The sequence below is a fragment of the Lelliottia sp. JS-SCA-14 genome (genome assembly GCF_035593345.1).
GTDB classification, from domain to species: Bacteria; Pseudomonadota; Gammaproteobacteria; order Enterobacterales; family Enterobacteriaceae; genus Enterobacter; species Enterobacter wanjuensis.
In genome coordinates, this window is sequence record NZ_CP141606.1 from 1139167 (window position 1) to 1152484 (window position 13318).

Below are 13318 nucleotides of genomic sequence, written 5' to 3' on the forward strand. Positions count from 1 at the left end.
CCTCGGCCCCTTAGTGAGAGGTTTCCGCGTGGCTCATGTCCATGCCTTCCATACCTTCGTGCGAGCTGTGCTCACCTTCTGGCTGAGTCATGTTCATGCTCTTCCCGTGGTCCATAAATTTGTTCACAACGTCTTTAAACAAATCAGGTTTCACGTTAGAGAAGTATTCCACCTTGTTGTATTCGCTAGGTGTCGCCACTTTATCGAATGCCGCCATGTCAGACATGGTGTTGGTAGACTGTTTCGCTTTTTCGACCCACTGGTCGAAAGCGGCACGGTCCGGCGTTGCGATAGCTTTGAACTTCATACCAGAGAAGCCCGGGCCACTGTAGCTGGCGGAGATACCATCGTAGGTGCCTGCTTCATTCGCGATCAGGTGCAGGTTAGTCTGCATACCGGCCATCGCGTAAATCTGGCTGCCCAGACGCGGAATAAAGAAGGAGTTCATCACGGAGTTAGAGGTGACTTTGAACTGTACCGGAGTGTTCGCCGGGAAGGCGATTTCATTCACGGTGGCAATACCCTGTTCCGGATAGATGAAGAACCATTTCCAGTCCATGGAGACCACTTCAATGGTAATCGGTTTTTCATCGTGAACCAGCGGTTTGCTCGGCTCAAGCGCGTGAGTGGTTTTCCATGTCAGCACGGCAAGGAACAGGATGATCAGAATAGGGACCGTCCAGACCACAGCTTCCACTTTGTTGGAGTGTGACCAGTTAGGGCTATACTTCGCATCTTTATTACTCGCACGGTACTTCCAGGCGAAACCAACTGCCATCAAAATGGCAGGAATAACGACGATCATCATCAGGCCGAAGGCCGTCAGAATCAGGGAACGTTGTTCCAGTCCAATCTGTCCTTTGGGGTCGAGAAGCGCAGAATCACAGCCACTGAGTAAAACAGTGCCTGCAAATAACGACAACCATCCCAAACTTTTATTGTATTTCCTAAGTGTCATTTAACGACCTCAATTCCACGGGGACCTGGTGGCGTTTAAAGTGTGGGGGCATTTTACGGGAAGGTTACATTACTGTAAACATCATTAGCCCTGTGTCAGGAAGGTGTTACCGGGTTCTGCCGCACGTGTCACATGTGTTGCAAATTATGTCTACTTTTAAGACAAAAGCCCGACAGGACGGGAGTTATAACGAAAGGGCCCTTAAGGATACCTCAAACAGGGCAATTGGTATAACCATTGTTAAAAATAAACAATAAATTAACAAAAAAGCATCAATAAAAAGACAATTGAAATACGAAAATTTAAACTCCCCAAAGCTGAATCGTTTAATGAAAAATAGCGAAACGCTGAGGGTTCCTGTAATTTCCGAAAACTATCCCGCACAAAACAACAAATATTTTTTTCAGCGGACGTCGGTTATTTCACCGTTATAATTACCTGGCGTTATTACCACGGGAAATAACCTTTCGGTTTTTGCTTCAGGTCAGCCGGGTTTTACGCAGCGCCATGAAATCAAGGACACCGCCGGTGACAATCCCGACGACCGCAAGCAGACCGCCGACGTCCAGCAGGATCGCCTCAAACGGCAGGGTAAGCGGGGTGGATGCATTGATTATCAACACGATCAGCCACAGGGCCAGCATCGCACAGCCGACCATTAACAGCCGCAAGGCAAAGCGATACGCGCGCTGATATTCCGTACGCGGCATAAAGTGATCCGTTTTCTGGGTATATTCCAGGGTCTGTCGACAAACCAGCAGGAGTAATATTCCTGGCACCGCCGCAAAGACCGAGAAAAGATAAAACGTCGGCCAGCCGTGGGCTTCAACAAACCAGCCGGCAATCGGGCCAACATACACACGACCTACGGCAGAAAGGGCAGAGAGCAGGGCAAACTGTGTCGCGGAAAACGACTTATTGCACAGGGTCATCAGCAGCGCGACAAACGCCGCCGTTCCCATCCCGCCGCACAGGTTTTCGAAGAATACGGCGGCGGCCATGCTGATCATATTCTTATCGGTGATGGAGAGCAGCCAGTAACCGGCGTTGGATACTCCCTGCAAAATGCCGAAGATCAGCAGGGCGCGGAACAGCGACAGACGCTGCATCAACACGCCGCCGTAAAGTGCGCCAAGAATGGTCGCAAACAGGCCGAGGGTTTTGTTCACCACGCCGACTTCACCGGCATCGAAACCGACGCCGCGGATCAGGAAGGTGGTGGTCAGGCTCATGGCGAAGGCATCGCCGAGCTTATAAAGGACGATCAGCAGTAAAATCAGCCACGCGTTGTTGCGCCCGAAGAAGTCACGCAGCGGTTCGGCGACAGCCTGCTCGAGCGTACGAGGAACCGGAATAACGTCGCTTGGCTCCGGGGCAAAAAAAGTCGCAATGATGCATGGGATCAGCAGGGCGGCCATCAGCCAGTACATCCCCTGCCAGCCGAGATAGCGATCCGCCAGCCACAGGGCTAACCCACCGGAAACCAGCATCCCGAGGCGATAGCCCAGCACGCTGATCGCGGCACCGGTTCCGCGCTCTTCTGCCGGTAACACGTCCGTTTTCCAGGCATCAAATACGATATCCTGCGAGGCTGAGCAGAAGGCGATTACCACCGCCAGCGCGGCCATCCAGCGCAATTGCGTTGACGGCTCCAGGAACCCCATTGCGGCAATCGCCAGCAACAGCAGAACCTGAGTCATCACCAGCCAGCCGCGGCGACGGCCGAGGAATGGCGGGGTATAGCGGTCCATCACCGGCGACCATAAAAACTTAAAGACGTAGGCCTGGCCGACAAGGGAGAAGAAACCGATGGTTTTGAGATCGATATTCTCGACCGTCATCCAGGCCTGAAGCGTGCCGGAGGTGAGGGCGAGAGGTAAACCGGAGGCGAAACCAAGGATCAGCAGAATGGCTGATTTAGGTTGCTGGAAAATGCGCAAGTAATGACTGGACATGTTTCTATATGACTGACCCGGCGTAGCGCCGGGTCAGTGTGCGGGATTAGCGCGCGTTCTGCTTGATGAATTCGTGAATGCTGGTGTCCTGCGCCATATCGGCGATGGTGTCGGTCAGCACGCTGTTTACCGCGTTAGCAATGTTCTGGTTGGAGGCCTGGAAGGCGCCTTCAACCGAGTAGCTTGCGCGATAGTTTTTGTTCATCTTATTGCCGTTCTTCGCGGTAGCGATGATGGCGATATCGGCTTTGGTGGAGATGTTGTAACGCACGTTGCCCTGTGAAACGTCGGCATACAGATTGTTCACAATGATCTGCAGATCAACGGCACCGCTTGGGCCAACCATGTAACCGCGAGCGGTCATCTGTTTTTCCAGCACTTCCTGCAGCAGGAAGCGCAGGTCGCGGGAAGCGGTCAGGGTGACTTGCTGGTTATCACGCGTCACTTTCGCCAGCGCTTGATCCTGACGCTGATCGGCACCGTTGATACTCACGGTTACGCCCATCAGGCTAGGGTCCTGCTGTGGCAGGGTGATCTTTGGCGAAACGTCAATGGTGGTTGGCGGAGTGGCACAACCAGCCAGCATGAAGAGCGCTACCAGCGGAAAGAAGAGTTTTTTTAACATTTCAGGTTCTCAACGGATCGTTAGCATATAAAGAGAAAAATTGTCGCCATCATAACATCGCCAACGGCGAGGGGAAGTGGTCAACGCATGTAAATTCATCGTCTTGTCTGAAATCTGACCACCACTGACATTTTCCTCACCTCACCGGTGACAAAACGTATGAGTGAGACAGTGAACTTCATCCGTTTGAATGAGGAAATCAGACGAAAGCTAAATATTTGTTGTCTTGATGTAATGGAAGCGGTAAAAGCGGCTAACATTTAAAGGGATGGGTGACATCTCAGCGTTGTCAGAGGAGTAATATCATGATGATACGTGAACAGATCGAAGAAAAACTAAGGACAGCGTTTAATCCCGTGTTCCTCGAAGTTGTCGATGAGAGCTACCGTCATAATGTGCCGGCCGGTTCTGAAAGCCATTTCAAAGTGGTGTTAGTGAGCGACCGCTTCGCGGGAGAACGCTTTCTCAATCGTCACCGTATGATCTACGGAACGCTGACGGAAGAACTCTCCACCACCGTGCATGCGCTGGCACTGCATACTTACACCATAAAAGAGTGGGAAGGATTGCAGGATACGATCTTCGCCTCACCGCCATGTCGAGGGGCGGGAAGCATCGCCTGATAAATCCGATTTGCAACCGCTGGAGTTTTTCCAGTATGTTGCATACAGAATGATGTCAAGACGGCCTGCGGGCCGTTTTGTTTTGTCTGCGTTTTGAACGTGTGGGGCGAATTTTAGGCCAAAAACAGCCTTAAATTGTGAAAAAAGCCGCAGCAAGAAGCCCCAACCGTTCTCGACTCACCCAAGTGATGCCGCTATAATGCCGCGTCTTAATGAATGTCTTCGGGATGATTCTGGCGACAGGGAATGTGAATCTGCTAAATAGTGAGCATCCCGGTATTGCGAGACAAATTCAGAGTTGACCGAGCACTGTGATTTTTTTGAGGTAACAAGATGCAAGTTTCAGTTGAAACCACTCAAGGCCTTGGCCGCCGTGTAACGATTACTATCGCTGCTGACAGCATCGAAACTGCTGTGAAAAGCGAGCTGGTCAACGTAGCAAAAAAAGTACGTATTGACGGCTTCCGTAAGGGTAAAGTACCGATGAATGTCGTTGCTCAGCGTTATGGCGCTTCTGTTCGCCAGGACGTGCTGGGTGACCTGATGAGCCGCAACTTCATTGATGCCATCATCAAAGAAAAAATCAATCCAGCTGGCGCACCGAACTACGTTCCGGGCGAATACAAACTGGGCGAAGACTTCACCTACTCCGTAGAGTTCGAAGTGTACCCGGAAGTTGAGCTGAAAGGTCTGGAAACCATCGAAGTTGAAAAACCAGTTGTCGAAGTGACCGACGCTGACGTTGATGGCATGCTGGACACTCTGCGTAAGCAGCAGGCGAACTGGAAAGACAAAGACGGCGCTGTTGATGCAGAAGACCGCGTCACCATCGACTTCTCCGGCTCTGTAGACGGCGAAGAGTTCGAAGGCGGCAAAGCGTCTGACTTCGTACTGGCGATGGGCCAGGGTCGTATGATCCCAGGCTTCGAAGACGGTATCAAAGGCCACAAAGCGGGCGAAGAGTTCACCATCGACGTGACCTTCCCTGAAGAGTACCACGCTGAAAACCTGAAAGGTAAAGCAGCGAAGTTCGTCATCAACCTGAAGAAAGTTGAAGAGCGCGAACTGCCAGAACTGACTGAAGAATTCATCAAACGTTTCGGCGTTGAAGATGGTTCCGTAGCCGGTCTGCGTGCAGAAGTGCGTAAAAACATGGAGCGCGAGCTGAACGGCGCCGTGCGTAACCGTGTGAAATCTCAGGCTATCGAAGGTCTGGTGAAAGCGAACGAAATCGACGTTCCTGCAGCACTGATTGACAGCGAAATTGACGTTCTGCGTCGCCAGGCTGCACAGCGCTTCGGTGGCAACCAGCAGCAAGCGCTGGAACTGCCTCGTGAACTGTTCGAAGAGCAGGCTAAACGCCGCGTTGTTGTCGGTCTGCTGCTGGGCGAAGTGATTCGTACCCACGAGCTGAAAGCTGACGAAGACCGCGTGAAAGGCCTGATCGAAGAGATGGCTTCTGCTTACGAAGATCCACGTGAAGTGGTTGAGTTCTACGGCAGCAACAAAGAGCTGATGGACAACATGCGCAACGTAGCCCTGGAAGAGCAGGCTGTTGAAGCGGTGCTGGCTAAAGCGAAAGTGTCTGAAAAAGCCACTTCTTTCAACGAACTGATGAACCAGCAGGCGTAATTCAGCCCCAACGGTTTAAAGTTTGAACAAAAACCCGTTGCCTTCTGGTGACGGGTTTTTTTATCGCAGTAATAGCCCAGGAAGAGTGCTAAAACGCCCTTTCAGTGTTAGCGTTACAGCAAAAGATTGTTATGCTTGAAATATGGCGATGCCGTCCCCATAAGTGTGTAATCACGATGAATGAGACTGGCTGATAATCCGTCCATAAGGTTACAATCAGTACAGCAGGTATTTTCCAATTTTTATCCAGGAGACGGAAATGTCATACAGTGGCGAACGAGATAACTTTGCACCCCATATGGCTCTGGTGCCTATGGTTATCGAACAGACCTCTCGCGGGGAACGTTCTTTTGATATCTATTCCCGTCTGCTCAAGGAACGCGTTATCTTTCTGACCGGCCAGGTGGAAGACCACATGGCGAACCTGATTGTGGCGCAGATGCTGTTCCTGGAAGCGGAAAACCCGGAAAAAGACATTTACCTGTATATTAACTCCCCAGGCGGCGTCATCACTGCCGGGATGTCCATCTACGACACCATGCAGTTCATCAAGCCTGACGTCAGCACCATTTGTATGGGGCAGGCGGCATCCATGGGGGCGTTCCTGCTGACGGCAGGCGCGAAGGGCAAACGTTTCTGTCTGCCAAATTCCCGCGTGATGATTCACCAGCCGCTGGGCGGATACCAGGGTCAGGCGACAGATATTGAAATTCATGCGCGTGAAATTCTGAAAGTGAAAGGGCGCATGAATGAACTTATGGCGCACCACACGGGTCAATCACTTGAGCAGATCGAGCGTGATACCGAGCGCGATCGCTTCCTCTCCGCATCAGAGGCAGTTGAGTACGGCTTAGTCGACTCCATTTTGACCCATCGTAATTGATGCCCATGGCGCGAGTGTGCCGCTATACTAAGGTAGGCGGCACTTTGCTTCATAGCGACTTGCGTCTGAGAATGGCATTTGCGTCGTCATGTGCGGCACAAAGAACTTAATAAGAGGTTTGGACTCATGACAGATAAACGCAAAGATGGTTCGGGCAAACTGCTGTACTGCTCTTTTTGCGGCAAAAGCCAGCATGAAGTGCGTAAACTGATTGCCGGGCCGTCCGTGTATATCTGCGACGAATGTGTCGATTTATGTAACGACATCATCCGCGAAGAGATTAAAGAAGTAGCGCCTCACCGTGAGCGCAGCGCATTGCCGACTCCACACGAGATCCGTCATCATCTTGATGATTACGTTATCGGCCAGGAACCGGCAAAAAAAGTGCTGGCCGTTGCGGTGTACAACCACTACAAACGTCTGCGTAACGGCGACACCAGCAATGGTGTTGAACTCGGCAAAAGTAACATTCTGCTGATCGGCCCAACGGGTTCCGGTAAAACGCTGCTGGCTGAAACACTGGCGCGCCTGCTGGACGTTCCGTTCACCATGGCGGATGCCACCACCCTGACCGAAGCCGGTTATGTGGGTGAAGACGTTGAAAACATCATTCAGAAACTGCTGCAGAAGTGCGACTACGACGTACAGAAAGCACAGCGCGGGATCGTGTACATCGATGAGATCGACAAGATCTCCCGTAAATCCGATAACCCGTCTATCACCCGTGACGTCTCGGGCGAAGGCGTTCAGCAGGCTCTGCTGAAGCTGATCGAAGGTACCGTTGCCGCTGTTCCGCCGCAGGGCGGACGTAAGCACCCGCAGCAGGAGTTCTTGCAGGTTGATACCTCCAAGATCCTGTTCATCTGTGGCGGTGCGTTTGCAGGCCTGGATAAAGTGATCGCAAACCGTGTTGAAACTGGCTCCGGCATTGGTTTTGGCGCGACGGTGAAAGCCAAGTCCGAGAAAGCGAACGAAGGCGAACTGCTATCGCAGGTTGAGCCAGAAGATTTGATCAAGTTTGGTCTGATCCCTGAGTTCATCGGTCGTCTGCCCGTCGTGGCAACGCTGAATGAGCTGAGCGAAGATGCGCTGATTCAGATCCTGAAAGAGCCGAAAAATGCGCTGACCAAGCAGTATCAGGCATTGTTCAATCTGGAAGGCGTGGATCTGGAATTCCGTGACGAAGCGCTGGTCGCTATCGCCAAGAAAGCGATGGTCCGTAAAACGGGTGCGCGTGGTCTGCGCTCTATCGTTGAAGCCGCGCTGCTCGACACCATGTACGATTTACCGTCCATGGAAGATGTCGAAAAAGTGGTGATCGACGAGTCCGTGATCAGCGGCCAGTCTAAGCCAATGCTGATGTATGGCAAGCCGGAAGCGCAGCAGGCATCTGGCGAATAATTAGCCAAATCATACAAGCAGTTAATCAAAAAGGGGGGATTTTATCTCCCCTTTTATTTTTCCGTATTCATAGCGTTGAATGTGTGGGAAACATCCCCATATACTGGTTACATGTTTATGGTTGTGTAACACAGTGACATGACCTGCTTACCTGGCGGACACTAAACTAAGAGAGAGCTCTATGAATCCTGAGCGTTCTGAACGCATTGAAATCCCCGTATTGCCGCTGCGCGATGTGGTGGTTTATCCGCACATGGTCATACCCTTATTTGTAGGGCGGGAAAAATCTATCCGTTGCCTTGAAGCCGCCATGGATCATGATAAAAAAATCATGCTGGTTGCGCAGAAAGAAGCATCAACGGATGAGCCGGGTGTAAACGATCTTTTCACCGTCGGGACCGTGGCCTCTATTTTACAAATGCTGAAGCTGCCTGACGGCACCGTGAAGGTGCTGGTAGAAGGCTTGCAGCGTGCGCGTATCACCACCCTTTCTGACGACGGCGAGCACTTCTCTGCGAAAGCGGAGTACCTTGAGTCTCCTGCGCTCGACGAGCGCGAGCAGGAAGTGCTGGTGCGCACCGCTATTAGCCAGTTCGAAGGCTACATCAAGCTGAACAAAAAAATCCCACCAGAAGTGCTGACGTCGCTCAACAGCATCGACGATCCTGCGCGTCTGGCGGATACCATCGCTGCACACATGCCGCTTAAGCTGGCTGACAAACAGTCTGTGCTGGAGATGTCCGACGTGAACGAACGTCTGGAATATCTGATGGCGATGATGGAATCTGAAATCGATCTGCTGCAGGTTGAGAAACGCATTCGCAACCGCGTCAAAAAGCAGATGGAAAAATCTCAGCGTGAGTACTATCTGAACGAGCAAATGAAAGCCATTCAGAAAGAGCTCGGCGAGATGGACGACGCGCCGGACGAAAACGAAGCGCTGAAGCGTAAGATCGACGCGGCGAAAATGCCGAAAGAGGCAAAAGAGAAAGCCGAAGCAGAACTGCAGAAGCTGAAAATGATGTCTCCGATGTCGGCTGAAGCGACCGTGGTTCGCGGCTATATCGAATGGATGGTTCAGGTACCCTGGAACGCCCGCAGCAAGGTGAAAAAAGACCTGCGTCAGGCGCAAGAGATCCTCGACACCGACCATTACGGCCTCGAGCGCGTCAAAGACCGCATCCTTGAGTATCTTGCGGTTCAGAGTCGTGTGAACAAGCTGAAGGGCCCAATTCTGTGCCTGGTAGGGCCTCCTGGTGTGGGTAAAACCTCTCTGGGTCAGTCCATCGCCAAAGCCACCGGACGTAAATACATCCGTATGGCGCTCGGCGGCGTGCGTGACGAAGCGGAAATTCGCGGTCACCGTCGGACTTACATCGGCTCTATGCCGGGTAAACTGATTCAGAAAATGGCGAAAGTGGGCGTTAAAAACCCGCTGTTCCTGCTTGATGAGATCGACAAAATGTCTTCGGACATGCGTGGCGATCCGGCGTCCGCGCTGCTGGAAGTGTTAGATCCAGAACAGAACGTGGCGTTCAGCGATCACTACCTGGAAGTGGACTACGATCTCAGCGATGTGATGTTTGTGGCAACCTCTAACTCCATGAACATTCCGGCTCCGCTGCTGGATCGTATGGAAGTGATCCGTCTGTCCGGCTACACGGAAGACGAAAAGCTGAACATCGCCAAGCGCCATCTGCTGTCAAAACAGATTGAGCGTAACGCGCTGAAAGAGAGCGAAATTACGGTCGACGATAGTGCCATTATCAGCATTATTCGTTACTACACTCGCGAAGCGGGCGTGCGTAGCCTTGAGCGTGAAATCTCGAAACTGTGCCGTAAGGCGGTGAAACAGCTGCTGCTGGATAAATCTCTGAAACACATCGAGATTAACGGCGATAATCTGCACGAATATCTGGGCGTTCAGCGCTTCGATTATGGTCGTGCCGATAACGAAAACCGCGTGGGCCAGGTGACCGGTCTGGCATGGACGGAAGTGGGCGGCGATCTGCTGACCATCGAAACCGCCTGTGTGCCAGGCAAAGGCAAGCTGACCTACACCGGTTCTCTGGGCGAAGTGATGCAGGAGTCCATCCAGGCTGCGCTGACCGTGGTCCGTGCGCGTGCGGAGAAGCTGGGTATTAATCCGGACTTCTACGAAAAACGCGACATCCACGTTCACGTTCCGGAAGGAGCAACGCCGAAAGACGGTCCAAGTGCGGGTATCGCTATGTGTACCGCGCTGGTGTCCTGCCTGACGGGTAACCCGGTTCGCGCTGATGTGGCGATGACCGGTGAGATCACCCTGCGTGGTCTGGTGCTGCCAATCGGTGGTTTGAAAGAAAAACTGCTGGCTGCGCACCGCGGTGGTATTAAAACCGTATTGATCCCGCATGAGAACAAACGTGATCTGGAAGAGATTCCTGACAATGTTATCGCCGATCTCGATATCCATCCGGTGAAACGCATTGAGGAGGTTCTGAGCCTCGCGCTGCAGAATGAGCCCTCTGGAATGCAGGTTGTAACCGCAAAATAGTGACCTCGCGCAAAGAGCGTTAAGAAAAACAAGGCTGACAGGTGATTTCTCACTTGCCAGCCTTTTTTTGTATAGCTAATTTAGATTGCTGATTGGGTTAGCCATCAACAACGGGTGTTGTAAGGTCATGGCAGGCCTGATATAACTGCTGCGCGGTCGCGTCGTGAAGGATTCAGGCGCGATATAAATTATAAAGAGAGGAAGAGAACAGTGAATAAATCTCAACTGATTGACAAAATTGCTGCGGGTGCTGATATCTCTAAAGCTGCGGCTGGACGTGCGTTAGATGCATTAATTGCCTCTGTAACTGAATCTCTGCAATCCGGGGATGACGTTGCGCTGGTAGGTTTTGGTACTTTTGCTGTTAAAGAGCGTGCTGCCCGTACTGGCCGCAACCCTCAGACCGGTAAAGAGATCACCATCGCTGCCGCTAAAGTGCCAGGTTTCCGTGCAGGTAAAGCACTGAAAGACGCAGTAAACTGATCGCTTTCTCGTTCAAGGGAAGTTGAAAAGTACAAGGGCGCATCATTTGATGTGCCTTTTTTGTTTGTCCCGGGCGACTTTATGCGACTTTATGCGAGTTGTGGGCTGACATTTACCCCGGTTTCTTGTCACAATACGACCCTTACGCGCTGCGGTCAGGATATTTCCCAGCGTGAGGTCACAAGTCACCTACAGCGGAGTGTGGTTTCACCATGATGGACAACTTACGCACGGCTGCTAACAGTCTCGTGCTCAAGATTATTTTCGGTATCATTATCGTGTCGTTCATTCTGACCGGCGTGAGTGGATACCTGATTGGCGGAAGCAGCAACTACGCCGCCAAAGTAAATGGCCAGGAAATCAGCCGCGGGCAGTTTGAAAATGCCTTTGCCGGGGAACGTAATCGCATGCAGCAACAGCTGGGCGATCAGTTCTCTGAGCTTGCAGCGAACGAAGGCTACATGAAAACCTTACGTCAGAAGACCGTAAACCGTCTTATCGACGAAGCGCTGCTGGACCAGTATGCCAGACACCTGGGCCTCGGCATCAGCGACGATCAGGTTAAGAAAGCCATCTTTGCGACTCAGGCTTTCCAGAACAACGGCAAATTCGACAACACGCGCTACACCTCTATCGTCAATCAGATGGGCATGACCCCGGATCAGTACGCTCAGGCGCTGCGCAACCAGCTGACGACACAGCAGCTGATCAACGCGGTCGTCGGTACCGATTTCATGCTGAAAGGCGAGACTGACGAGCTGGCAGCCCTGGTGGCGCAGCAGCGTGTGGTTCGCACGGCCACGATTGACGTCAACGCCCTGGCGGCAAAACAGTCGGTCAGCGACGACGAAATCAAAGCCTACTACGAGCAGAACAAAAACAACTTCACCGCTCCTGAGCAGTTCCGCGTCAGCTACATCAAGCTGGATGCCGCTGCGATGCAGGAAAACGCGTCTGACAGCGAAATCCAGTCTTACTTCGACCAGCATCAGGATCAGTTCACTCAGGCTCAGCGTAACCGCTACAGCGTGATTCAGACCAAAACCGAGGCGGATGCTAAGGCGATTGTTGACGAGCTGGCCAAAGGCGCTGATTTTGCGGCGCTGGCGAAAGAAAAATCCACCGACATCATCTCTGCGAAAAACGGCGGGGATATGGGCTGGCTGGAAGATGCTACTACTCCAGATGAGCTGAAAAACGCGGGCCTGAAAGAGAAAGGTCAATTGTCCGGTGTGATCAAATCTTCCGTTGGCTTCCTGGTGGCGCGTCTGGATGATGTCCAGCCTGCCAAAACCAAACCGCTGGCTGACGTTCGCGATGATATCGCAGCGAAAGTGAAACAGGAAAAAGCGCTGGATGCTTACTACGCTCTACAGCAGAAAGTGAGTGACGCGGCAAGCAATGACAACGAATCCCTGGCGGGCGCAGAACAGGCCGCTGGCGTGAAAGCCGTTGAAACAGGCTGGTTCGGCCACGATAACCTGCCAGAAGAGCTGAACTTCAAGCCGGTTGCTGACGCTATCTTCAACGGTGGCCTGGTGGGTGAGAACGGCACGCCGGGCAGCAACTCTGACATCATTACCGTGGACGGCGATCGTGCATTTGTGGTGCGCGTAGCAGAACACAAACCAGAAGCGATCAAGCCGCTGGACGCTGTGAAAGATCAGATTGCAACGCTGGTGAAACACACCAAAGCAGAACAGCAGGCGAAGCTGGATGCAGAAAAACTGCTGGCTGAGCTGAAAGCAGGCAAAGGTGACGCGGCGCTGAAAGCGGCAGGTCTGAGCTTCGGTGAGGCGAAAACCCTGAGCCGTACTGGTCAGGATCCGGTGAGCCAGGCGGCGTTTGGTCTGAGCCTGCCTGCGAAAGACAAACCGAGCTTTGGTACGGCGTCTGATATGCAGGGCAACATTGTTCTGCTGGCGCTGGACGAAGTGAAAGCAGGCACCATGCCGGAAGAGCAGAAAAAGGCGATGGTTCAGGGGATCACCCAGAACAACGCCCAGATCGCTTTCGAAGCACTGATGAGCAACCTGCGTAAAGACGCCAAAATTAAGCTGGGCGATATCATCACGCAGCAGCAATAATTACGGCGCTGCTCGCAGATTTTCGCAACGCTCTGCAACATTCAAAGGCCGCTTTCGCGGCCTTTTCCATTTCTGAAATCTGCTATTTGTGCTTGTTTTGCCGGGGCGATATCGTTCCCTCGCTGTCAACAAACA

10 protein-coding genes are annotated in these 13318 nt (G+C 52.4%); 7 read left to right on the plus strand and 3 right to left on the minus strand.

Annotation, left to right across the window (positions count from 1 at the left end; translation table 11 throughout):
• Positions 1–10: 10 nt before the first annotated feature.
• The 3 genes from cyoA to U9O48_RS05295 all read right to left on the minus strand — a co-directional run bounded on the left by cyoA (position 11) and on the right by U9O48_RS05295 (position 3538).
• Positions 11–958 carry a cytochrome o ubiquinol oxidase subunit II gene (gene cyoA / locus U9O48_RS05285; RefSeq protein WP_095280998.1) on the minus strand — a complete coding sequence of 316 codons (948 nt, stop codon included), beginning with the start codon at positions 956–958 and terminating at the stop codon, positions 11–13.
• Positions 959–1437: 479 nt separating this feature from the next.
• Complete coding sequence (ampG, locus tag U9O48_RS05290) at positions 1438–2913, minus strand: muropeptide MFS transporter AmpG (protein ID WP_324723730.1); 1476 nt, start codon at positions 2911–2913, stop codon at positions 1438–1440.
• 46 nt (positions 2914–2959) lie between these two features.
• Complete coding sequence (locus U9O48_RS05295) at positions 2960–3538, minus strand: lipoprotein (RefSeq protein ID WP_100777406.1); 579 nt, start codon at positions 3536–3538, stop codon at positions 2960–2962.
• A gap of 305 nt (positions 3539–3843) precedes the next feature.
• Between U9O48_RS05295 and bolA the strand changes: the two genes are divergently transcribed.
• The 7 genes from bolA (at position 3844) to ppiD (ending at position 13183) form a co-directional block, all read left to right on the plus strand.
• Complete coding sequence (bolA, locus tag U9O48_RS05300; protein ID WP_012016307.1) at positions 3844–4161, plus strand: transcriptional regulator BolA; 318 nt, start codon at positions 3844–3846, stop codon at positions 4159–4161.
• Between the two features lie 333 nt (positions 4162–4494).
• The gene (gene tig / locus U9O48_RS05305) at positions 4495–5793 is read left to right on the plus strand and encodes a trigger factor (RefSeq protein ID WP_095281002.1); all 1299 of its coding nucleotides are present in this window, start codon (positions 4495–4497) and stop codon (positions 5791–5793) included.
• 259 nt (positions 5794–6052) lie between these two features.
• Positions 6053–6676 (plus strand): ATP-dependent Clp endopeptidase proteolytic subunit ClpP, encoded by a 624-nt coding sequence (gene clpP, locus U9O48_RS05310; protein WP_003021624.1) that lies wholly within the window; start codon positions 6053–6055, stop codon positions 6674–6676.
• Between the two features lie 126 nt (positions 6677–6802).
• Entirely contained in the window at positions 6803–8077 is a 1275-nt protein-coding gene (gene clpX / locus U9O48_RS05315) for an ATP-dependent protease ATP-binding subunit ClpX (protein WP_095281003.1), read from the plus strand.
• A 181-nt stretch (positions 8078–8258) separates the two neighbouring features.
• The gene (gene lon / locus U9O48_RS05320; RefSeq protein WP_282492624.1) at positions 8259–10613 is read left to right on the plus strand and encodes an endopeptidase La; all 2355 of its coding nucleotides are present in this window, start codon (positions 8259–8261) and stop codon (positions 10611–10613) included.
• Between the two features lie 210 nt (positions 10614–10823).
• Positions 10824–11096, plus strand: coding sequence for a nucleoid-associated protein HU-beta (gene hupB / locus U9O48_RS05325; RefSeq protein ID WP_010428111.1), 273 nt, complete (start codon positions 10824–10826; stop codon positions 11094–11096).
• Positions 11097–11308: 212 nt separating this feature from the next.
• On the plus strand, positions 11309–13183 hold the full coding sequence (gene ppiD, locus U9O48_RS05330; protein WP_324723734.1) for a peptidylprolyl isomerase: 1875 nt from the start codon (positions 11309–11311) through the stop codon (positions 13181–13183).
• Positions 13184–13318: the final 135 nt, after the last annotated feature.